Origin of the sequence: Paenibacillus sp. RS8 (assembly GCF_041956825.1) — a bacterium.
GTDB lineage: Bacteria > Bacillota > Bacilli > Paenibacillales > Paenibacillaceae > Paenibacillus_AQ.
In genome coordinates, this window is sequence record NZ_CP168131.1 from 4,591,242 (window position 1) to 4,612,354 (window position 21,113).

26 protein-coding genes and 1 riboswitch are annotated in these 21,113 nt (G+C 43.4%); of the genes, 17 read left to right on the forward strand and 9 right to left on the reverse strand.

The annotated features are described in order from the left end of the window. The first annotated feature begins 40 nt into the window (after positions 1 to 40). The 7 genes from ACDZ28_RS21650 to ACDZ28_RS21680 all read left to right on the forward strand — a co-directional run bounded on the left by ACDZ28_RS21650 (position 41) and on the right by ACDZ28_RS21680 (position 4,568). The gene (locus tag ACDZ28_RS21650; protein ID WP_375105386.1) at positions 41 to 1,177 is read left to right on the forward strand and encodes a histidine kinase; all 1,137 of its coding nucleotides are present in this window, start codon (positions 41 to 43) and stop codon (positions 1,175 to 1,177) included. Beyond that, entirely contained in the window at positions 1,177 to 1,779 is a 603-nt protein-coding gene (locus ACDZ28_RS21655; protein WP_042126995.1) for a response regulator transcription factor, read from the forward strand. Before ACDZ28_RS21650 ends, ACDZ28_RS21655 begins: the two co-directional genes overlap by 1 nt. 126 nt (positions 1,780 to 1,905) lie before the next feature. Then, positions 1,906 to 2,991: an aspartate-semialdehyde dehydrogenase gene (asd, locus tag ACDZ28_RS21660; protein WP_042126997.1), complete on the forward strand. Its 1,086-nt coding sequence runs from the start codon at positions 1,906 to 1,908 to the stop codon at positions 2,989 to 2,991. A 115-nt stretch (positions 2,992 to 3,106) separates the two neighbouring features. Next, complete coding sequence (locus ACDZ28_RS21665) at positions 3,107 to 3,304, forward strand: hypothetical protein (protein WP_375102730.1); 198 nt, start codon at positions 3,107 to 3,109, stop codon at positions 3,302 to 3,304. A 1-nt stretch (position 3,305) separates the two neighbouring features. Beyond that, the gene (locus tag ACDZ28_RS21670; RefSeq protein WP_375102731.1) at positions 3,306 to 3,500 is read left to right on the forward strand and encodes a hypothetical protein; all 195 of its coding nucleotides are present in this window, start codon (positions 3,306 to 3,308) and stop codon (positions 3,498 to 3,500) included. 78 nt (positions 3,501 to 3,578) lie between these two features. Next, entirely contained in the window at positions 3,579 to 3,761 is a 183-nt protein-coding gene (locus ACDZ28_RS21675) for a DUF3934 family protein (protein ID WP_375105387.1), read from the forward strand. A gap of 114 nt (positions 3,762 to 3,875) precedes the next feature. Beyond that, on the forward strand, positions 3,876 to 4,568 hold the full coding sequence (locus ACDZ28_RS21680; RefSeq protein WP_375102732.1) for a pseudouridine synthase: 693 nt from the start codon (positions 3,876 to 3,878) through the stop codon (positions 4,566 to 4,568). Here the strand turns inward: ACDZ28_RS21680 and thiE are convergent. The 6 genes from thiE to ACDZ28_RS21710 are packed head-to-tail and all read right to left on the reverse strand — an operon-like array spanning position 4,549 to position 9,355. After that, complete coding sequence (thiE, locus tag ACDZ28_RS21685; protein ID WP_375105388.1) at positions 4,549 to 5,205, reverse strand: thiamine phosphate synthase; 657 nt, start codon at positions 5,203 to 5,205, stop codon at positions 4,549 to 4,551. The genes ACDZ28_RS21680 and thiE overlap by 20 nt on opposite strands. Next, positions 5,195 to 6,022, reverse strand: a complete 828-nt coding sequence (thiD, locus tag ACDZ28_RS21690; RefSeq protein WP_375102733.1) for a bifunctional hydroxymethylpyrimidine kinase/phosphomethylpyrimidine kinase — start codon at positions 6,020 to 6,022, stop codon at positions 5,195 to 5,197. Before thiD ends, thiE begins: the two co-directional genes overlap by 11 nt. A gap of 26 nt (positions 6,023 to 6,048) precedes the next feature. After that, complete coding sequence (gene thiM, locus ACDZ28_RS21695) at positions 6,049 to 6,843, reverse strand: hydroxyethylthiazole kinase (RefSeq protein WP_375102734.1); 795 nt, start codon at positions 6,841 to 6,843, stop codon at positions 6,049 to 6,051. Between the two features lie 40 nt (positions 6,844 to 6,883). After that, a complete protein-coding gene (locus ACDZ28_RS21700) occupies positions 6,884 to 7,906 on the reverse strand; it encodes an ABC transporter substrate-binding protein (protein ID WP_375102735.1) in 1,023 nt (340 codons plus the stop codon). Continuing rightward, the gene (locus ACDZ28_RS21705; protein ID WP_375102736.1) at positions 7,903 to 8,676 is read right to left on the reverse strand and encodes an ABC transporter permease; all 774 of its coding nucleotides are present in this window, start codon (positions 8,674 to 8,676) and stop codon (positions 7,903 to 7,905) included. Before ACDZ28_RS21705 ends, ACDZ28_RS21700 begins: the two co-directional genes overlap by 4 nt. Further along, entirely contained in the window at positions 8,657 to 9,355 is a 699-nt protein-coding gene (locus tag ACDZ28_RS21710; RefSeq protein ID WP_375102737.1) for an ABC transporter ATP-binding protein, read from the reverse strand. The genes ACDZ28_RS21705 and ACDZ28_RS21710 overlap by 20 nt, the downstream gene beginning before the upstream one ends. Before the next feature lie 330 nt (positions 9,356 to 9,685). Beyond that, positions 9,686 to 9,789, reverse strand: a riboswitch (TPP riboswitch). Between the two features lie 119 nt (positions 9,790 to 9,908). Between ACDZ28_RS21710 and ACDZ28_RS21715 the strand changes: the two genes are divergently transcribed. The 3 genes from ACDZ28_RS21715 to ACDZ28_RS21725 are packed head-to-tail and all read left to right on the forward strand — an operon-like array spanning position 9,909 to position 12,231. Then, positions 9,909 to 10,745: an amino acid ABC transporter substrate-binding protein gene (locus ACDZ28_RS21715; protein WP_076117550.1), complete on the forward strand. Its 837-nt coding sequence runs from the start codon at positions 9,909 to 9,911 to the stop codon at positions 10,743 to 10,745. Positions 10,746 to 10,796: 51 nt separating this feature from the next. Next, positions 10,797 to 11,465 (forward strand): amino acid ABC transporter permease, encoded by a 669-nt coding sequence (locus ACDZ28_RS21720; protein ID WP_042127015.1) that lies wholly within the window; start codon positions 10,797 to 10,799, stop codon positions 11,463 to 11,465. Between the two features lie 13 nt (positions 11,466 to 11,478). Further along, positions 11,479 to 12,231, forward strand: coding sequence for an amino acid ABC transporter ATP-binding protein (locus ACDZ28_RS21725; RefSeq protein WP_375105389.1), 753 nt, complete (start codon positions 11,479 to 11,481; stop codon positions 12,229 to 12,231). Between the two features lie 94 nt (positions 12,232 to 12,325). On the opposite strand, the gene ACDZ28_RS21730 is transcribed toward ACDZ28_RS21725, so the two are convergent. Continuing rightward, positions 12,326 to 12,988, reverse strand: a complete 663-nt coding sequence (locus ACDZ28_RS21730; protein ID WP_375102738.1) for an S-layer homology domain-containing protein — start codon at positions 12,986 to 12,988, stop codon at positions 12,326 to 12,328. Positions 12,989 to 13,309: 321 nt separating this feature from the next. Between ACDZ28_RS21730 and ACDZ28_RS21735 the strand changes: the two genes are divergently transcribed. Then, positions 13,310 to 13,783: a Fur family transcriptional regulator gene (locus ACDZ28_RS21735; protein ID WP_042127021.1), complete on the forward strand. Its 474-nt coding sequence runs from the start codon at positions 13,310 to 13,312 to the stop codon at positions 13,781 to 13,783. A 271-nt stretch (positions 13,784 to 14,054) separates the two neighbouring features. Here ACDZ28_RS21735 and ACDZ28_RS21740 read toward each other — a convergent pair whose 3' ends face one another. After that, positions 14,055 to 14,735: a TIGR00266 family protein gene (locus ACDZ28_RS21740; RefSeq protein WP_042127023.1), complete on the reverse strand. Its 681-nt coding sequence runs from the start codon at positions 14,733 to 14,735 to the stop codon at positions 14,055 to 14,057. A gap of 143 nt (positions 14,736 to 14,878) precedes the next feature. On the opposite strand from ACDZ28_RS21740, the gene ACDZ28_RS21745 reads away from it, so the two are divergent. Together ACDZ28_RS21745 and ACDZ28_RS21750 are read left to right on the forward strand one after the other, a co-directional pair. Beyond that, positions 14,879 to 15,085 carry a hypothetical protein gene (locus ACDZ28_RS21745; RefSeq protein WP_042127025.1) on the forward strand — a complete coding sequence of 69 codons (207 nt, stop codon included), beginning with the start codon at positions 14,879 to 14,881 and terminating at the stop codon, positions 15,083 to 15,085. A gap of 62 nt (positions 15,086 to 15,147) precedes the next feature. Beyond that, positions 15,148 to 15,879 (forward strand): class I SAM-dependent methyltransferase, encoded by a 732-nt coding sequence (locus ACDZ28_RS21750; protein ID WP_375102739.1) that lies wholly within the window; start codon positions 15,148 to 15,150, stop codon positions 15,877 to 15,879. Between the two features lie 105 nt (positions 15,880 to 15,984). Here the strand turns inward: ACDZ28_RS21750 and ACDZ28_RS21755 are convergent, their stop codons facing one another. Beyond that, a complete protein-coding gene (locus ACDZ28_RS21755; protein WP_042127028.1) occupies positions 15,985 to 16,803 on the reverse strand; it encodes an AraC family transcriptional regulator in 819 nt (272 codons plus the stop codon). Between the two features lie 320 nt (positions 16,804 to 17,123). Between ACDZ28_RS21755 and ACDZ28_RS21760 the strand changes: the two genes are divergently transcribed. Genes ACDZ28_RS21760 through ACDZ28_RS21775 form a run of 4 tightly spaced genes read left to right on the forward strand, consistent with a single transcriptional unit; the run spans position 17,124 to position 21,081 of the window. Then, on the forward strand, positions 17,124 to 17,897 hold the full coding sequence (locus tag ACDZ28_RS21760) for a sugar phosphate isomerase/epimerase (RefSeq protein ID WP_042127031.1): 774 nt from the start codon (positions 17,124 to 17,126) through the stop codon (positions 17,895 to 17,897). Further along, positions 17,890 to 18,987 (forward strand): Gfo/Idh/MocA family protein, encoded by a 1,098-nt coding sequence (locus ACDZ28_RS21765; protein ID WP_042127033.1) that lies wholly within the window; start codon positions 17,890 to 17,892, stop codon positions 18,985 to 18,987. The genes ACDZ28_RS21760 and ACDZ28_RS21765 overlap by 8 nt, the downstream gene beginning before the upstream one ends. Positions 18,988 to 19,009: 22 nt before the next feature. Next, entirely contained in the window at positions 19,010 to 20,086 is a 1,077-nt protein-coding gene (locus ACDZ28_RS21770; RefSeq protein ID WP_375102740.1) for a Gfo/Idh/MocA family protein, read from the forward strand. A gap of 26 nt (positions 20,087 to 20,112) precedes the next feature. Continuing rightward, entirely contained in the window at positions 20,113 to 21,081 is a 969-nt protein-coding gene (locus ACDZ28_RS21775) for a sugar phosphate isomerase/epimerase family protein (protein ID WP_375102741.1), read from the forward strand. Positions 21,082 to 21,113 lie beyond the last annotated feature (32 nt).

The following is a 21,113-nucleotide window of genomic DNA, read 5'->3' on the forward strand; positions in this document are numbered from 1 at the left end:
AGAATAAGGAGAGTAATGTATGGTAAAAAGGAGAGCGGTCATGCAAAAGTGGCATCATATTTTTCATAAAAGCACAGGTCTATCCCCTTATGTATGGGTCGTTTTTTACATTCTACCGTTTTATTTTATATTTCGCTCCTCCTCTACCTATCAAGTCGTTTCGGGAATCTTGATGATTGCTGTATTTTTTGTATGTTATGTACTTTCTTTTGTTTCTAAAGGCAGGCTGGTGTATTTCTGGACGAGTGTTCAAATTATAGTGTCTATAACGATGACGCTTTTGTTCGGATATATGTATTTTGCGCTTTTCCTAGCCTTTTTTATTGGGAACATACAGAATCGAGTAGGTTTCTTCACGCTGTATTCTATCCATCTGTTAACTACTATCATTACAATCAATTATGAGCTGCTTTCGCGTAATTCAGTGTTTATTAGTCAACTTCCATTCGTGCTTGTAAGTATGATTGCAGTGATTCTACTTCCAATTAGTACCTATAACCGAAATAATCAAGGTAAGTTACAAGATCAATTGGAAGATGCGAATAAGCGGATCTCCGAACTCGTTAAGATTGAAGAACGCCAACGGATTTCGCGGGATCTTCATGATACTTTAGGTCAGAAGCTCTCTTTAATTGGTCTTAAGAGTGACTTGGCGGGGAAGCTAATTGATTCAAATCCTACGCAAGCTAAAGCTGAGATTGATGATGTACGACAGACAGCGAGAAGTGCGCTGAAAGAGGTTCGGGAAATGGTTACGCGAATGCGAGGCATTCGGCTTGAAGATGAACTTATCCATATTCAGCAGTTTCTTGCAGCTGCTGAGATTGATTTTATTTTGGAGGGGAATCCGAAGCTAACAAACACCTCATTGATTACGGAGAATGTCCTCAGCATGTGTATAAAGGAAGCTGTCACTAATGTTGTGAAGCACAGTGGGGCAAAGTCTTGCTCTATTCTGATTAAACCCTCACGGACGGATCTAGTCATTAAAGTGAAAGATGACGGGACTGGGATACCCGGGAACGATCTTTATTTTAAAGGTCATGGGCTGCAAGGCATGAGAGAGCGTCTTGAATTCGTAAATGGCTGTATGGACATCGTGAGAGATAGCGGGACTACAATTGTAATTAAAGTACCCAATGCATTCAAACATCAGGAACAGGAGGTCATCCTATAATGATTAAAATTGTAATCGCTGAGGATCAACGAATGCTCCTTGGGGCGCTGGCTTCTTTACTCGATTTAGAAGAGGATATGAAGGTCGTAGGCCGAGCAAGCAATGGGGAAGAAGCTGTAGCTATGGTTCAGCAGCTTAAACCGGATATCTGTATTATGGATATTGAGATGCCGGCGATGAGCGGTCTTGACGCTGCAGAAGCCCTGAAGAATAGCGGCTGCAAAACGATGATATTAACGACCTTTGCTCGGGCGGGATATTTCGAACGTGCGCTCAAGGCGGGGGTTCACGCTTATTTACTGAAGGACAGCCCTAGTGAAGAGCTGGCCCTTTCTATCCGGAATGTAATGGCAGGCAGACGTATGTATGCACCAGAGCTGATGGATGAAGCTTACAGCGGTGAAGTGAATCCATTGACTCAGCGGGAGAAGGAAGTACTCGGACTGATCGCTGATGGTAAAAATACGAAAGAAATTGCCAGCGAGCTGTACATTACCACCGGTACAGTACGGAATTACATTTCGGTTATTCTTGATAAGTTAGACGTTGGGAATCGGATTGAAGCGATCACTCGATTTAAGGAAAAAGGCTGGTTTAAATGAATATCTTAAATTTTTTAATGTTATTTTGATGTTAACACTCGCCAAATGTTCTCCAGCCGTATATCATTAATTATCGGCCTATTATTCACTAATAGGACAGTTAATCAAAAGGAAGTGTATTTTCTGATGTCAAGAAAGCTAAGAGCCGGCATAGTTGGCGGCACAGGAATGGTAGGTCAGCGTTTTATTGCCCTTCTAGAGAATCATCCTTGGTTTGAAGTAACTGCGATTGCTGCCAGTGCGAGATCTGCTGGGAAAACGTATGAAGAATCGGCCAAGGGCAGATGGAAGCTATCCACACCAATGCCTGAGAACGTGAAGAATATTATGGTCCAAGATGCTTCTAAGGTAGAAGAAGTAGCTGCGGACGTGGATTTGATCTTTTGCGCAGTAGACATGAAGAAAGAGGAGATTAAAGCGCTCGAGGAGGCTTATGCTCGTACGGGTACTCCAGTAATCTCTAATAACTCAGCGCATCGCTGGACACCTGACGTGCCTATGGTTATTCCTGAAATTAACCCGGAGCATCTTGAGGTTATAGCGCAGCAAAGAAAACGTTTGGGAACAGAGACCGGGTTCATTGCTGTTAAACCTAACTGCTCCATTCAAAGTTATGTGCCTGCACTTCATGCACTTAAAGAATTCAACCCGTCTAAAGTTGTCGTTACAACCTACCAAGCGATTTCCGGTGCAGGTAAGACTTTTGCTGACTGGCCTGAAATGCTGGACAACGTGATTCCTTATATTGGTGGGGAGGAAGAGAAGAGCGAGCAGGAGCCTTTACGGATCTGGGGAAGTGTTCAAGAGGAAGGCATCGTAAAAAGTGAAGCGCCAACGATTACTTCGCAGTGTATCCGTGTGCCTGTAGCCGATGGTCATATGGCTGCTGTATTTGTTTCTTTTGAGAAGAAACCATCTAAAGAAGAGATTCTGAACCTCTGGAATAGCTTCAAAGGACGCCCTCAAGAGCTTGAGCTGCCTAGCGCACCTAAACAGTTCATTACCTATTTCGAAGAGGAGAACCGTCCTCAGACCAAACTGGATCGTGATATCGAGAACGGAATGGGCGTATCAACAGGCAGACTTCGGGAAGATGCCATCTATGATTACAAGTTCGTAGGTCTCTCCCATAACACCTTGCGCGGAGCTGCTGGCGGGGCTGTATTGATTGCTGAGCTTCTGAAAGCAGAAGGTTATATTCAGCCTAAATAAGAAATACAGGCTCTAAAACGGTTCTGAAATAGACACCTCATCAAAGCTTAGTCTTTGGTGGGGTGTTTTTTATTGAAAGCATTTGGTGAAATAAGTTAGGAAGGAGCTGATATATTTGTATAAATATTTATTAGCTTTTATATTATTACCGTTAATACTATTCAATAGCGGATGCACATCATCAACTCAAGAAGTACAAGAGTATGGAGTGTCTTCCATTAATGAGGGGATTCCTATTCCGAAAAATGCTAAAGAAATCGAAGTGACGACAACTTCCAATAACCCCAATATAAAAAATTGGAGTAAAGTATGAATTGAAAAATATAGGGGGAGAACTAGGTCTGTATCCACCTGAAAGCTATTTCAATAAATTAAGGGATTCAGGGTGGGTGGAGTTGAAGGATAAGCGTTTGGGGCATGTGCAATTTTTCGAAAAAGAGGATACCGTAATTGCCATTGAAATACACGAAGATACCTTTAGTATTTATGAAATGAATAAAGATGCTTAAACAGAAACAAGAAGAGTGTGGTAAGATAGGTTAAGTGTATAAACTATACGAATTCTGAATGACTGACGGAGTGATATGATGGGTGCAAAAAGTAAAGGTGGCGGCACGGGCAGAGGTACGGGGAGTAAAGGCTGGACACGCTGGAACAAAACAGCAAAACCAGTTAAACCTGCAAAAGGTGCTCCAACCATGGGTCCAGGCGCTAAAGATGCAAATGGAAGCAAGGGCAATAACGTGAAAAAAAGTGGAAGCACGAAATAGCTCCCTTAAACTAGGTTATTCCTGAAAGTTAACATCTGATTTTGATCGTTAAAATCAGGTGTTTTTTTATGGATATAAGCAAGTGTCAGTATCAGATGGAAAGTAGGATCATTAGTGAGAATTGATAAATATATAAGCGAAACAGGCTTCTGTTCCAGAAGGGAAACCAAGCGATTAATTGCTGCAGGCCGGATCAGTGTGAATGGCGTCGTCTGTGAGGCAAATATTCTTATTGAGCCAGAAGACGTCGTATGGATTGATGGAGAGCCCATAACAACCAGCAAAGGGGAGCCGGTATATCTCGCTCTGAACAAGCCGATCGGTATCACCTGTACAGCTGCCCCAAATGTAGCAGGGAATATTATAGATTTTGTAGGATATCCTTCAAGGATTTTTGCGATCGGGAGATTAGATAAAAACTCGGAAGGCCTCATTCTGTTAACCAACGATGGAGATATCGTAAACAAAATGATGCGTTCCGAGAATGGACACGAAAAAGAGTATGTAGTTCATGTTGACAAGCCGATAACGCCAGAGTTCGTAAATGCAATGTCTAGTGGTGTGGACATTCTTGGCGTTACAACAAAACCTTGCGAGGTCTTTCGGATCGCGGAATGTCAGTTTAGAATTATCCTAACTCAAGGCCTTAATCTGCAAATACGCAGAATGTGCAAGGAGTTAGGATATAGAGTACTTAAACTAGAGCGAATACGAATTATGAATATAACGGTTGATGGTTTGGAACGAGGACAGTGGCGTTCTTTGAGCGGTGAAGAGCTAAGTGAGCTTATGTCCCGCTTAAATTAACTTCGTGAACAAATCCTCTGGCTGCTAAGGCGATGTCTTCAGCGCCTGCAATCGCTGAGATCACGGAGATACCGTCCGCACCTGCAGCTAATACCGGAGCTGCATTGTGCACCGTGATGCCTCCTATACCGACCAAAGGAATCGTAATGCCGCTGTTTCTTATTTCCTCAATAACTAATGTGCCTCGAACAGCTTGGGCATCGTCTTTGGAAGAGGTAGGATAAACAGGTCCAATGCCTAGATAATCGGCTCCATCCGCAATGGCCTGCTGCGCTTCGGTGAGCGAATGAGCGGACACACCCATGATCTTATCTTCTCCAAGCAGTTGCCTAATCGCTAGGGCAGGGGTGTCCTCTTGTCCTACATGAATGCCGTCCGCATCAAGCGCGATGGCTAGATCAATATCGTCATTAACGATAAAAGGAACTCCGTTAGCACGACATATTTTTTGGAGCCGTCTTCCTAAATTAAATTTAACTTGGGCAGTTAATGCCCCGGTACCTTTTTCACGAAATTGAAACATCGTTATGCCTCCAGCGACGGCTTCTTTTAGTACTTTGGCTGGGGCTATCTGACAATTCACGCTACCCATAATGAAATAGACTTTTAATAAATCCCGTAGTTGATCACTGTCTATTCGCTTCAAGGTTCATCCCTCGCAATCTATTCTGATAAGCAAAATGATTCGTCGGACCATGTCCAGCCCCTATGCCCAGCTCGTCTTCAATCGCTGCTTGTATAAAAACCTTTGCTATGTTTATAGCTTCAGAAACAGATTTACCCTTAGCAAGCTCGGCAGTAACTGCTGCTGAATAAGTACAGCCTGTACCATGTGTGTGCCTGGTCTGAATTCGTTCACTCTCCATAAAGATGAACTCGTGACCATCATATAGGAGATCTACAACAGCTTTAGTTGCGGTATCATGCCCACCTTTTAGCACTACATAACTAGAGCCCATGCCATGGATGATAGTGGCCGCTTCTTTACGATCGTCGATTGTGCTGATGCTCATGTTCGTAATCATTTCAGCCTCTGGAATATTAGGCGTCGTCACTAAGGCTAGCGGGAGAAGATGTTTGATTAAGGACTGGACGGCTTCTTGTTGTAGTAGCGTAGAACCGCCTTTAGCAACCATGACTGGATCAACTACAAGATTACGCCAGCCGTATTGCTGAACCTTCTCTGCTACGACTCGAATGATGTCACTGTTAAAAAGCATCCCTGTCTTCACAGCATCGGGCTTCAGATCAAGCCCAATGGAATCAAGCTGCTGAGTAATAGCTTGCAGTGATAACGGAAATACGCCTTGAACACCTAATGTGTTCTGGGCTGTCACAGCTGTTAGTGCGGACATACCGTATACAGCAAGTTCTTGGAAGGTTTTTAGATCTGCCTGAATCCCTGCTCCGCCGCCGCTATCCGAGCCGGCTATGGTTAAAGCTTTGGATATCATGATTACGTTCACTCCTTTGTATGTCGTTATCTGAGTTGCTTGATTATTGATTTCTCTTTATACGTTTCAGGTGTGACCAAACTCAATTGATTGAGAAACTCCATTTGAAAGCTCCCCGGACCTTTGCCAGTAGTTAGTTCAGCAGAAATTTCAGCAGCTACTCCATAGAATGAGATGGCTTCCACTGCGGCCGCAAGAGATACCCCTTCACTTACCGCTAAAAATGCCCCGACTACTGCACTAAGCAGACATCCGGTTCCCGTTACTTTCGTTAGAATAGGGTGACCGTTGCTAGTAATGTAGGTGTGAACTCCATTGGTGATAACATCGTCTTTTCCGGTGATGATCACTACACAACCTAACTTCCGCGCGGCAGTCTCAGCTAAGACGACTACATCGCCATCCCCTTCGCCTGCATCCACCCCTTTAATAGACCAGCTTTCACCAATAACATTGGCAACTTCAGCCACATTCCCACGCAGTGCGGTAATTTGCATCTCATTCACTAGCTTTTGAGTGACAGCTGTTCGATATGATGTTGCTCCCGCACCTACTGGATCAAGAACTAAGGGAACCCCGTGCTTATTCGCAGATTGTCCTGCGAGCACCATGGATTGAATGGCATAGTCATTCAGTGTGCCGATATTTAGTACCACTGCAGCTGAAAATGCGGCGATATCCACCACTTCTTCGTGAGCATCCGCCATAAAGGGGGAGGCACCGAGCGCTAAAAGCCCGTTTGCTGAGAAGTTGGCTACGACGATATTGGTGATATTGTGGACCAGTGGATTGGATTCCCGTACTTTGGATAGATAACTCATGATATTTCCTCCTCAAGTTTAATGAGCAAATAGCTAATGGTTAAAGATTGATAAAAGCATCCTCTGCCTTGATGTCGGTAGACAGTAAATCATTGTCGGATAGCCACTGTCGTACCTTTTCCCAAGACGCTGGCTCTTGATAACCAAAATTTTGGTCACCTGCGTTCATTAGAGGCAGAAGAATCTGCAAGCTCTTTTCTTCTATTTCCTTTTCTAGTGGAGAGGTCGCATCTTCGTGTGCAAGCAGTAAATTTAACGCTTTTTCTGGGTTATCCTGCACAAATTGTTGTCCTTTTGTAATGGCGCTTAGAAACTTTTTGAAGTAGGACTCGGAATTTTGTACCCCTTGCTCGCTGGCGACAAGGACTAGCTCGTAATAATCGGGTACTCCGAAGTCTGTGGGATTAAACGAGTGAACGGGATGCCCTTCTTTTTCGAGAATTAATTGTTCGTGGTTAATGAACCCGCCCATAATGGCATCTACCTGCCCGGTCGCAATTGCTGGAATAAGGTCGAAGCCTACATCGATTAGTTTACTGGCGTTGGGGTCACCCCCGTCGTTCTGGATCATTGTACGAATCATGGCTTCATAAAGTGGGATGGAAGAATACCCAACTTGTTTACCTGTAAGGTCTTTAGGACTTTTGATATCTCCGGACTGAGGCACCATTAAATGATTAAGCGGATGCCTTACAATCGCTGCAATCGAACGTACTGGAATCTTTTCACTACGTGCCATAAGCACCTGAGGCTGATAACTAAGCGCTAAATCAACTTGATTCGCTGCTACAAGCTTTAGTGCATCATTGGTGTCTGCCGGCATTTGGATCTCTACATCCAGACCTTCCTCTTGGAAATAACCATTTTGCTCAGCTGCATATAAAAATGAGTGAACGGCGTTGGGATACCAATCTAGCATGATTGTCAGCTTGTGCCTTTGTTTGTTTTCGCTATTTGAAGCATTACTTACTTTGGATGTATTTCCGCAGCTGCTTAAGATTAGGACAGAACAGATGAGATATAAGGGTATAAGCCATTTTTTTTGAATGATTAAAGTATTCATCGATTAGATCCTCTTTTCTTTAAAAATAATGCTTCTAGCAGTGCTATCATCAGAAACAGCATTACACCGAGCGCGGACAACAGAAATACTGCGGCGAACATTTCGTCACTTTGCATATTCCCAGCCATTCTTCGGCTAAAGTAACCAAGCCCTTTGCTGCCGCCGAGCCATTCGCCGATGGTTGCTCCAATTACACAGTACACAATGGATAGCTTTAGTCCTGAGAAAAAAGAGGGCAGCGCCAGCGGGATTTGTGTTTTAGCAAGCAGTTGCCAGCGGTTTGCACCAAAGGTTAATAATAGATCCTTATATGCCTGACCACTTGTACGAAGCCCATCATATGTACTAACAACGACTGGAAAAAAAGCAGTTAGAAAAACTACAGCGACTTTGCTCCACAGCGTATATCCGAACCACATAATAAAAATGGGGGATAGCGCAATTAATGGGATCGTCTGACTGATAATAAGGAAAGGATAAATGGCCTTTTCAAGCGGTCGAAATAAGAACATTCCAGTACCCAGCAATGCACCACAGATAACCGAAAGTACAAAACCTACTAATATTTCCTGCAGCGTCGCCAATAAATGCTGTCCGAGTAATTGCCTATGCTCGATCAATGCGATACCTATTGCTGAAGGAGCAGGGAGGATAAAAGCTGGAATCCAGTAAAGACGAACAGCAGATTCCCAGATCGCAACAACGAACAACACTAGTAAAATGAAGGGGCCATAATTGTCTAGTTGTTTTTTAAAAGGTATGGGCTGCATACAGTCTCCGCTCCAACTCTTCCCGCAATGCTATAAAACGGGGTTCATAGTTCATTTTGTAATGTCTTGGCCTCGGCAAATCAACAACGATCTCCTGTAATTCGCTATGTACGCCTCCAGACATTAAATAAATCCGATCGCTTAGTAATAGTGCTTCTTCGAGATCATGGGTGATGAGCATCACTGTTTGATTCAGTTCATCCCAAAGCTCTAACAACCAACGGTGTATCTCACGTTTGGTCATAGCGTCGAGCGCTCCAAACGGTTCATCTAGCAGCATAAGACTGCCACCGCCGCCAGACACTAGCGTGCGAAGAAATGCGACCCGCTGTTTCATACCACCGGATAGCTCATGAGGGTATGCCTTCTCAACATCACCTAAACCGAAGCGTGACAGCAGGTCTCGAATGTGTGAAATTGTCTGTTGTTTAGTGGACCTTGGCTTAATTTCCCAGGGTAAAAGGCAGTTGTCGAGCACCGTTCTCCACGGTAATAGCAAATCCTGCTGTGGCATGTATGCGATCTGACCTAAGCGAGTAGATGCCGCTGGCCGACCCGAATGAATCATTATTTTTCCATGAGTGGGTTCCAGCAAGCCTGCTATGGTTTTGAAAAGCGTACTTTTTCCGCATCCGCTAGCCCCGATAACAGCCACAAACTCACCTTGTTTAATATCCATGGTTAAGTTTGCAAATACAGGGAGCTGTTTAGACTCAGGAAATGAGTAGGCTAAGTCATGAATGGATAGGATTGTCGTGATGATCGAACCTCCTAAAAGTTTTGTATAGCATAGCTACTTGAGGAACTTCGTACAAAACTTGCTTCGGAAGCATATGCCTAAGTTTTGTATAGCATAGCTACTTGAGGAACTCGTACAAAACTTGCTTCGGAAGCATATGCCTAAGTTTTGTAATTGAAAGTAAATAAATAAAGACCCATTCATTTCCGGAGGGAAACAAATGGGTCAAAAAATTCATTCTGCATAGGAACACTAAAAAATGCATGGGATGAAAATTCTGCTCCACTTCCCTCCGCTGGTATGATCCAGATCAGGTTCCAAGGGTCCGAAGCATAAAGCTCCGTCTCAGTCGGCCGACTCCCCTAGTGAAATAACAGGTCCATATTTAATTTGTTTATAAATATACCATAACTTTCTGAGATGTAAAGAGAGGATCTTATGAAGAATTATTATAAGAATGGGCAATATAAGGGTAAAGAGAGGGGATTCTATAATGAAAAAACTCAGTTTAACTATTCTATTGGTGTTAACCGTGGTGTTTGTAGCGGGGTGCGGCAATAATTCGAATACCGATACTTCCAACAACTCTTCAGCTGGAACGAATGGCGGAACTGCTGCAACTGCGAAAAATAGCTTGGAAGCTGTTAAAGCGAGCGGCAAATTACGGATAGGAACCGAAGGAACCTATGCACCCTTTACGTATCACGATGCATCGGGAAAACTGACTGGTTTTGACGTAGAAATTGCTGAGGAAGTAGCAAAGCGTCTCGGTGCTGACCCTGAATTTTCTGAGACACAGTGGGACGGTCTCTTTGCCGGATTGGACGCTAAGCGGTTTGATGTTATTTTTAACGAAGTATCCATTAATGAAGAGCGTAAAGCGAAATATGATTTCTCTGAGCCATACATCGTATCTAAAGCGGTATTGATTGTGAGTGAAAACAATGAGGATATTAAAGCATTTGCGGATCTTAAGGGTAAAAAATCAGGACAATCTCTGACCAGTAATCTATCCGAAATCGCTCGTGAGAACGGCGCTGAAATCGTTGCTGTAGACGGCTTCAATCAAGCGGTGGATTTACTGACCTCAGGCCGCATTGATGCAACGGTAAATGATGGATTGTCTTATCTGGACCTGAAAAAGCAGAAGCCTGATGTGAAAATTAAAGTGGTGGATGAGATTCCTAATGGTTCGGAAAGTGCCGCTGTATTCCTAAAAGGAAACGACGACTTGGTAAAAGCAGTTAGTGATGCAATTATTGAAATGAAGAGCGATGGAACTTATTTAAAGATTTCTGAGAAATACTTTGGTGCTGACGTTTCAAAATAATTCAAGGTTTCAGAAGCTAAACTAGCCTGGAGCTAAAAAGGATGTCTGAAAATGGATGACCGAAAAATACAAATTTTCTTAGATTCACTGCTACCCCTGCTAAAAGCGGGGGTGGCTTTTACCATTCCTTTAGCATTGATATCCTTTGTACTGGGACTGATAATAGCGATTTTGACTGCACTGGCTCGTCTCTCCCCATGGGTACTTCCGATGCTAATCGCTCGTTTTTATGTATGGGTCATTCGCGGAACTCCTTTGTTAGTACAATTATTTATTATTTTCTATGGTTTGCCTGCAGTTGGGATTGTACTAGACCCATTTATAGCCGCGACCATTGGGTTTACACTTAGTGTTGGGGCTTATTCATCTGAAATTGTACGTGCTGCTATCCTGTCGATACATAAAGGTCAGTGGGAAGCGGCCTTCTCCGTTGGGATGACTCGAGCGCAAGCGCTTCGACGCATTATTCTTCCACAAGCTGCCCGTGTCTCTGTACCGCCGTTATCGAATTCCTTTATTAGCTTGGTCAAAGACACTTCTCTGGCAGCGACTATTACTTATACGGAGATGTTCAGAACAGCACAGCAGGTTGCTTCCACCACCTATGAGCCACTGTTGATCTACTGCGAAGCAGGGTTGTTCTACTTACTATTTTGCTCAGTGTTGTCAGCACTGCAAAATTACTTGGAGAAACGACTGAGTCGTTTCTCTGCGAGCTAAAGGAGGGACTATGATGATTGAAATACTTAATTTGCATAAATCCTTCGGTGAGCTGCAGGTATTAAAGGGTCTTGATCTCAGGATGGAACTTGGTAAGGTTCTGGTCATTATAGGTCCATCTGGCTCTGGCAAAACAACGCTTTTACGCTGTTTTAATCTACTTGAAGTCCCTGATCAAGGAAGTTTATCACTCAGCGATATTAAAATTAATTTCTCGGAAAACAAGAAAATCCCGCAGAAGTCCATTTTGGCGTTACGTCAAAAAACAGGCATGGTCTTTCAATCTTATAATCTTTTTCCGCATATGACTGCACTTGGCAATGTGATGGAAGGACAAGTGACTGTCCAGAAACGATCCAAGGATGAAGCACGCGGACGTGCCCTTCAGTTGTTAGGTAAAGTAGGCTTGGCAGATAAAGCGGATGCTTATCCGCACCAACTGTCAGGTGGCCAGCAGCAACGGGTTGCCATCGCTCGTGCTATGGCAGTAGATCCAGAGGTGCTATTATTCGATGAACCCACCTCGGCGCTCGATCCTGAGTTAGTGGGGGAAGTGCTTAAAGTTATTAAACAGTTGGCAGCAGAAGGAATGACAATGGTGATTGTGACTCATGAAATGAAATTTGCTGCCGATGTGGCTGACCGGATCATTCTGATGGATGGAGGCTATATTCTGGAGCAAGGGACTCCGCAAGAAGTTCTTGAGCACCCGAAACATCCCCGTGCGCTGCAATTTCTGAATAGAATTAGTGGTGAAGAAGGATAGAAGAACATCAACACGCAAAAAAAAGCAGTTCAGGTTTATACCTGAGCTGCTTTTTCGTATACATCATTCAGATCAGTGAAGTGCCGCGAATTGATTAGGATTTAATACCGGTCTTAAGAAATTCCAAAGCGTTATAGAGCATAATGGCAGCTTCGGCACGCGTAATTTCGCTCTTCGGATTAAACTTCCCGTTAGCGTCTAAGCTATTGATCTTGTATTTAAGCGATCGTTGAACACTGCCTTGATAGGAAGGGTTGAGCGCAGCATCGTCAGTGATATCTACTGGCACAATATTTATCATTGGCAGATTACCAATGCCTTCGACTCCTTGTACTAAGTAATTCGTGAACTCTTCTTTGGTCATTGTTTTGGTAGGATCAATATCTTTGGGAAGCTCGACATGGTTGTAGTAAGCATTGATAAAAGCTTCAGCATACCATGCTTTATCTTTGACTTTAGTGAACAAGCCGCTGGCAATAGGAGCTTTGTTGAAATCAATGGCCGCGAGGCTAAGCTGGAGGCCCCCTGAGATGAATTGAATTCCTTGAGCTGTTGTTACTTTGGAGCTAGGCACGAATTGGGATTCGCTAACCCCTTTAATTAAGCCTTGATTCTTTAAAGAAATGATCTTTTCTTTACCGTTTATGTTATCAATATCCTTAAAGGTATTTCCGGCTGCAAATATTTGGCCACCCAAAGAGAAGGAGAGAATGGTAACAGTTGTAATCGCGGCTAACGTTCTTTTTTTCATATTCATGGTCATTTCACCTCGTTGTATGGATAGGCCTCGTGGCCGCTATCAAATAATTAAACGCAGAAAAATATGGAAAGGTTGCGGTCAAACCTATATTATTTCACGAAAAAGTAGAATTTGGCAGAAAAATAGGCAGGAATGAATGAAAGAACTTTGGATAAGAGAGCTAGAATGTTATAATGATGTCAGGCTCTATTCATTCGTGATTATTTTTGATATGATTATATCGTAACGATTACTATTTACGTTTAATATTTTGATGCATAAATGGGTGCGTCTCAGTGGATACGGATGTTAAATCATTCCGGGAAGGTAGGAGATCAAATGGATCAAATTTCAAATATCAGTCAGCTGTTTGCGGCGCAAAAGTATAAATTAACGCCCCAGCGTGAAGCTATAGTGAAAATATTGCTCGACAATGAGAAAGATCATCTTAGCGTAGAAGAAGTATATATGCTTGTTAAGAACAGCTATCCGCATTTAGGGCTGGCAACGGTATACCGTACACTCGAGCTCTTATGTGAGCTTCACATTGTTGAAAAGATGAATTTCGGAGATGGAGTTGCTCGATACGATCTGCGCGGGAACGATCATTCCCACATGCATCATCATTTGATATGCAGCGTGTGCGGCAGGTTGGAGGAAATTAAGGATGACTGGCTGGTGGAGCTGGAGAAAAGAGTGGAACGTGAATATGGCTTTAACGTCACGGATCACCGTCTTGATTTCAAAGGTACTTATGGCACATGTAAACGAACAGGCTGCAAAAAAGAAAAAGCAAACAAAGCGGTCTCTTAAGCCGCTATCTAACAAAAAGAAGAAGCTGTCTCAGAAGTAGTAAATACTGCTTATGGGCAGCTTCTTTTTCGGAAAGTGATATGAATGGAAATGGGGAAAACCTCCTTATAAATCGGCGAAATATCTATATGTCACAACAAATCAGTTGATTTATAGGGAGATATTCCTTAATTTGCACGCAAACAGCGCTTCTTAAAAACCGAGAAGCGCTACGTTGCGTTTTAAACAGTTAAAAGAGATCCTACTTATGGGAAAGCCTATGTCATTTTTACTAGCTCCGAGTGGGCACGAAGGATTTAATCCATGTTCCAAAGCTGCCAGGGTTACGGCTTTGCACGAGGATCACACCTTCTCCGCGGAATCGGCAGACGAGCGCTTCACCACTGGTTAAACTGTTTAACCAGCCAGAGGCTGCTTTTTCTACCTTGTAGTCCATATAATCTGGCCAAGCGACAAGATGTCCATTGTCGATAATCATCTCTTCACCAGGTGCTAAGTTAATGGCATGGATGGCTCCGAAGGAGGACAGGAATACAGTTCCTCTACCACTGATTTCTACAATGAAGAAGCCTTCACCAGAGAAGAGACCGCGCGTTAAATTTTGCATTTTGGTATTGACTTGAATGCCTTCCGTTCCGGCTAAGAAACCATCCTTTTGAACTAACAACTTATATGAACCATCTAATTCGATAGCTTGGATATCACCCAATGATCCAGGAGACAGTAGTACCTCACTTTGACCACGGATAGCTCTGAGCTCCTGAAAGAAGAACTTTTCTCCGCTCAGCATTCTTCCCAGACCTCGCATAACTCCGCCATCAGCGGTTCCTTTTAATTCGACGTTGGGAGACATCGCAACCATAGCGCCCATTTCAGCTTTAACGCTTTCGCCTGGATCCAGATATACCTTCAGCATTGCAAATGCACCTTCGTACAAAACATCATATCTCATCACTAAAACCTCCGAATCTATTTAAATAAGTTAGAACCTAGCAGTGATCTCATTGTAACGGAATTCCTGCTGCGCTCATAGTCTGAATTATGTTAAAATATAGTTGTCTTATAGTTCACCAATGAATAGGAGAGTGGTGCCACATGGCACGAACCAAAACACAAAAAGCCTTGTTAAAGGCAGAGCGCTCAGGCACCTGGTGCGCAGCTCAAAGTCGAAGATCCAATGGGGATTATGGCGCCATTTCACAGCATGTACGATTAACGCCGAGTAAGCAACAGCAACTGAATAAGAATAAACACAAGGAGCGGATCTTCCAAGATGATGCTCCTTTTCATTTGGCAATTTGATAAGGTGATATAACTAAGAATATACTGATAGAAGACATAGATGGATAGGAGATATGTAACTAATGAAACAAAACAAATATGACGATACGAATTTCTTCTCAGCGTATAAGCAAATGCCACGTTCCATTGGGGGACTTGAAGCCGCAGGAGAATGGCATGTACTAAAGTCACTCCTCCCAGATTTACATAATAAAAGTGTTCTTGATTTAGGCTGCGGATTTGGCTGGCACTGTTTGTATGCACGTGAGCAGCAGGCAAGTTCAGTCATTGGCGTAGATATCTCTGAAAAAATGCTTCAAGAAGCGCGTGAAAAAACAAACGACCCAGCAATCTCTTATATCCAGATGCCGATTGAGGATATTGATTTTGCGAGCGAACAATTTGATGTGGTCATTAGTTCATTGGCCTTTCATTATATCGAGTCCTTTGAAGCTATTTGCCGAAAGGTACATACTTACCTAAAGACAGGCGGCAGTTTTATTTTTTCAGTGGAACATCCCATCTTTACTTCTCGAAATGAACAAGACTGGTATGTGGATGACCAAGGAAAACGTCTACATTGGCCTGTCGATCATTATCAGTCTGAGGGATTGCGTGAGACCACTTTCTTAACAGAAAATGTGATTAAATATCACCGCACCATCTCAACCTATTTCAATGACTTGATTGAAGCCGGGTTTGCTATCAAAGCAGTTAGAGAGCCTAAGCCTTCAGATGAAATGAAAAACGATCCGTGGATGAAGGACGAGGATCGAAGACCAATGTTCCTAATTATTTCAGCTGAAAAACAATAATCTCACCAACCAGAGTTTTGTACAGTATTGAAGCAAGGGCTATCCCTGAAGTAGTTTATCTACTAAAGGGACAGCCCTGTTTTCATTTATGCGGCGTATCTTTAATCATACTTGTGCTCTGCTGTGTACACGGTACTGTCTAGGAGACATGCCGAATCGACTTCGGAATACGCGGTGAAAATAAGTGTAATTTGCAAAACCACAGGTTTCTGCTACTTGCTCCAGCGGCATTGGACTGAAGGTTATTCGTTCTCTCGCCATCTCTAACCGGACATCATTTACATATTTAATAATGCTGGTACCGAAGGCTTCCTTAAACAAATGAACGGCACGGGAGACAGATATATCTACATGCGCTGCAACATCCTCTAAGAGAAAAGGCAAGGTTGCATGTTCCTCTACATATTGCTTCATGCGGTAAGCTAGGTAACCTTTTGGTGAAATGGCTGGCTGATCTGTAATGAGGCGGTCGATTTCCATACATAGGATTTGTAAATAACAGGCGGATATCGCTGGTGAGAAATCCGAAAGACGTCTATGCTCAAGAATCAGCTGGCGAAACAAGCCGAGAAAATTCTCACTTAAAGGCACACTTAAGAGTGAGGGTCTCTGAGCACGTTCCCACCATTCAGCAATCCATGTTCCTTCACAAAAAATATGATAATCTCCGCTTTCAATTCGCGGCTTACCTACAGGATACTCTTCCTTATCAATGATTAAATAATAAGGATCATTAGGAGCGAAGAGCATGATATCGCCGCTCTCCACTGGAGTCATCACACCGTCGATCATTGCTCGGCTTCGACCCTCTGTTTGCAGACGAATTAAATAGTTCTGATTTCCATGACTGTGAGACATATGAAAAGGTTTGCGGTGAAAAGAAAATCCGGCGGATAATACGTGACAGGTAGTTGATTGAGTCATGGCTCCTCCTTGATGTTCAGAAATGATAATCAGATTGTTCATGTTTTAATCATATTATTCATTTTATTATATACGCTTTCATATTACTATGTACCTAAGCAATAAAGAAAGAAATCGACCATCTACGCTATACGGAGTCGATATTAGCTATGCAAACAAGAATGGCAGTTAAAGGAAACTAATGGGAATCAGATTAGTCAATTCTGCAACAGCATTATTGTTCAAGTGATTGCTGCTATTGATCTCTTTGGGGACGAGCAGCGGAAAGAAGTTTAAACGAATTAGTAAGCTAACCCTAAACCCATTGGAGTGATTAGAACATGCTGAAGATAGGTCTGCAATTGTACACACTTAGAGAAGAACTGGAACAGGATTTCGAAGGAACACTGCGCAAGGTAGCAGCCCTTGGATATAAAGGTGTAGAGTTTTTTCACTTTTTCGGTCGTACTGCAGCAGAAGTTAAACAATTGCTAAATGAGCTTGGATTGGTCGCGCTCGGCGCACATCGTCCTTATGACGCATTGTTGAATGATACAGAAGCAGAGATTTCTTACAATCTTGAGATTGGAAATCCTCATTTGATTGTTCCTTATCTGTCAGAAGAACAACGTAACTATGAAGAGGTTGCCGCGAATCTGAAGATTATTGGAGAAAAATGCAAAGCGGGCGGAGCGGTTCTTCTGTATCACAATCATGATTTCGAATTAACGGATAAATATGGGGATAGTGACCGAACTGCTTTTGATGGATTGTTTGAAGAGGTGCCGGCTGACCTGCTGCAAGTGGAAATGGATACTTGCTGGGTACATCATGCGGGCTATGATGCGGTTGAATATATCAACAAGTACGCAGGTCGACTGCCGATCATCCATCTGAAGGATCTGAAGAAACACGAAGACGGTTCACCGGAAACGGTTGTACTAGGTGAAGGTGAAGTGAACCTTACTGCAATTTTAGATGCAGCTGTTCAGGCAAATGTGGAGTGGGCGGTAGTAGAACAGGATTTCTGCAGTCGTTCACCATTAGAAAGTGTAGAAGATAGTTTGAAATGGGTAAAAGCATACGCAAATCAAGGAGGAAAAGTTCATGTCTAATAAGTTGAGAATTGCTATTGTAGGTTGCGGTGGGATTGCGAATGGAAAACATATGCCAAGTTTGTCACGTCAGAAGGATGCTGAAATGGTAGCTTTCTGCGATATCGTTGAAGAACGTGCTCAGGAAGCAGCTAAGACCTATGGTGCTGAGGGTGCTGCTGTTTACACAGATTACACCGAGCTATTGAAAGCCGGCGGTTTTGATATTGTTCATGTTTGCACACCGAATGACAGTCACTCCGTGATTACTATTGCTGCATTGGAAGCAGGTAACCATGTAATGTGCGAGAAACCAATGGCTAAAACCACTGCCCAAGCACAAGAAATGTTGGACGCTGCGAAGCGTACGGGGATGAAGTTGTCTGTCGCTTACCAGAACCGTTATCGTTCGGATAGTGAATACCTTAAAGCACTCTGCGAAAACGGCGAACTAGGTGATATCTATTATGCAAAAGCAATTGCCCTTCGTCGTCGTGCGGTTCCTACTTGGGGCGTGTTCCTGGATGAAGAAAAGCAAGGCGGCGGCCCACTGATCGATATCGGTACGCATGCACTTGATCTTACTTTATGGATGATGGATAATTATAAACCACGCAGTGTTATGGGCTCGTCTTTCCATAAGCTGAGTAACCGAAAGAACGCTGGAAATGCCTTTGGTCCTTGGGATCCTGAGCAATTTAAGGTAGAAGATTCAGCTTTTGGATTTATTACCATGGAAAATGGTGCTACAATTGTACTTGAATCCAGCTGGGCACTAAATGTATCTGAGTATCGAGAAGCTCAAACGCTTCTTGCAGGTACAGAAGGTGGTGCAGATATGAAGGATGGTCTGCGCCTAAACGGTGACCGTGGTGGACGTCTGTATGAGACCAAAGTAGACTTGTCTGCTGGTGGAGTAGCGTTCTTTGATGGAGGACAGGAAAATGAATCTGATCGTGAAGCTCGCTTGTGGCTTGAGGCGGTTAGAGAAGACAAGGAACCTGTAGTTAAACCTGAGCAGGCCCTCGTTGTTACTCAAATCTTGGAAGCTATTTATGAATCTTCACGTACAGGTCGCGCTGTGTATTTTGACGGCACATCAGATAATTAATAGAGAATCAGGAGTGGAAGTCATGAGCTCAAACATACATTCCGTAGTCATCGTTGGCTTTGGAGGAATGGGGAAATATCACGCAGAATTAATTAAGGAGAATAATTCCTTAGAAGTGGTAGGAACATACGACTTGCTTGAAGCACGTCGTACGGACTCCATCAAAGCTGGCTACAAGGTATTTGAAAGTTATGAAGAAGTATTAGCAGATCCGTCAGTTGAGATCGTTCTTATTGCTACACCAAATGATGTGCACAAAGAAATTGCAGTACGTGCGCTCCAAGCCGGCAAACATGTTATTTGTGAGAAGCCGGTGGCTATGTCGAAGGAAGAGCTTCAAGAAATGCTGGCCGCTGCGGATGCAGCAGGACGTGTGTTCATGGTTCACCAGAATAGACGTTGGGATGAAGATTTCTTAACGATCAAGAAAATGTATGATCAAGAGACGATCGGCTCGTTGTTCCAGATTGAATCCCGTGTACATGGAGCGAATGGTATTCCTGGGGACTGGCGTCATGTCAAGGCACAAGGTGGAGGTATGCTGCTGGATTGGGGCGTTCATTTATTGGACCAGCTTTTATTTATGATCGACAGCAAAGTTACCAGTGTGAGCAGCAGCCTGAGCTTTATTCTAGGCAATGATGTAGATGATGGTTTTGAAGCCATTCTACAATTTGAAAATGGGATAAAAGCTATCGTTGAGGTTGGTACAACCAACTTCATCACATTGCCTAGATGGTATGTGAAGGGTATTGAAGGCACGGGCATTATCGAGGATTGGTCTTTAACAGGTCGTTTAGTCACTAGAAACACTGAAGGTGAAAAGATCGAGCCTAAGCCTATTCGTGCAGGTGTTGGATTAACTAAAACGATGGCACCTCCTTCTGAAGGGGCTACCATTACAGAAGCTTTACCTCAACCAGCGGAACTAGGTTCTAGCTTCTATGATAATTTCGCAGCCGTAATTGAGGGTACAGCCGAACCAATCGTTAAGAATGCCGAAGTAATGCGTGTTCAGAATTTGATTGAGGCTATTTTTGAATCTGCTGAGAAGAATCAAGTGCTGAAAGACTTCGATATGTATGGTGAAGGTAAGTAAACTATTTGCAAAAGAGGTGACTTACATTGAAACTTGGAGTATTTATGGTCTTGTTTGGCGGTCGTAAGCTGGAGGATGCTCTTGATTATGTAGTGTCCAAAGGACTAAAGGCGGTAGAGATTGGTACAGGAGGTAATCCTGGTAACAGTCACTGCAATCCTAAGGTGCTTCTCGAGAATGAGACAGCATTGAAAGAATTTAAACATGCTGTGGAATCCCGTGGATTGACGATCAGTGCGCTGAGCTGTCACGGAAATCCGCTACACCCACAAAAAGAGCTTGCTCAGAAGGATCATGAGGACTTTGTGAACTCGGTCAAATTGGCGCAGAAACTAGGCATTCCAGTCGTTAATACGTTCTCTGGATGCCCAGGTGATCATGAGGGTGCCAAGTACCCGAACTGGCCGGTAGCTCCATGGCCAAATGATTATCAAGAAATTCTGGATTGGCAATGGGAGAATAAAGTGATTCCTTACTGGACCGAATGGGGAGCTTTTGCCGCAGAGCACGATGTGAAAGTCGGTCTTGAGCTCCATGGCGGATTCTCCGTCCACACACCTGGTACACTTCTGCGCTTGAGAGAAGCTGCGGGTGAGGTTATCGGAGCTAACCTTGATCCGAGTCATATGTGGTGGCAAGGAATTGATCCGGTACAGGCGATTCATATTTTGGGCCGCCAAGGTGCGATCCATCACTTCCATGCTAAAGATACTGTTATTGATCCGGTTAATGTTAATATGCATGGCTTAACAGATATGCAATCCTATACCAAAATGCTTGACCGTGCATGGCAATTCCGTTCGGTCGGCTTTGGACATGATCTTAAGACTTGGGCTGACATTATAAGTGCTCTTCGTTTAGTCGGTTATGATTATGTAGTTAGTATTGAGCATGAAGATGGACTGATGTCTGTAGAAGAAGGCTTCTCCAAAGCTGTAAGTAATCTTCAACAAGTATTGATTGAGGAGCCACTAACAGAAATGTGGTGGGTTTAAATCAATTGTATAGACATAAGAAATGACGTGCG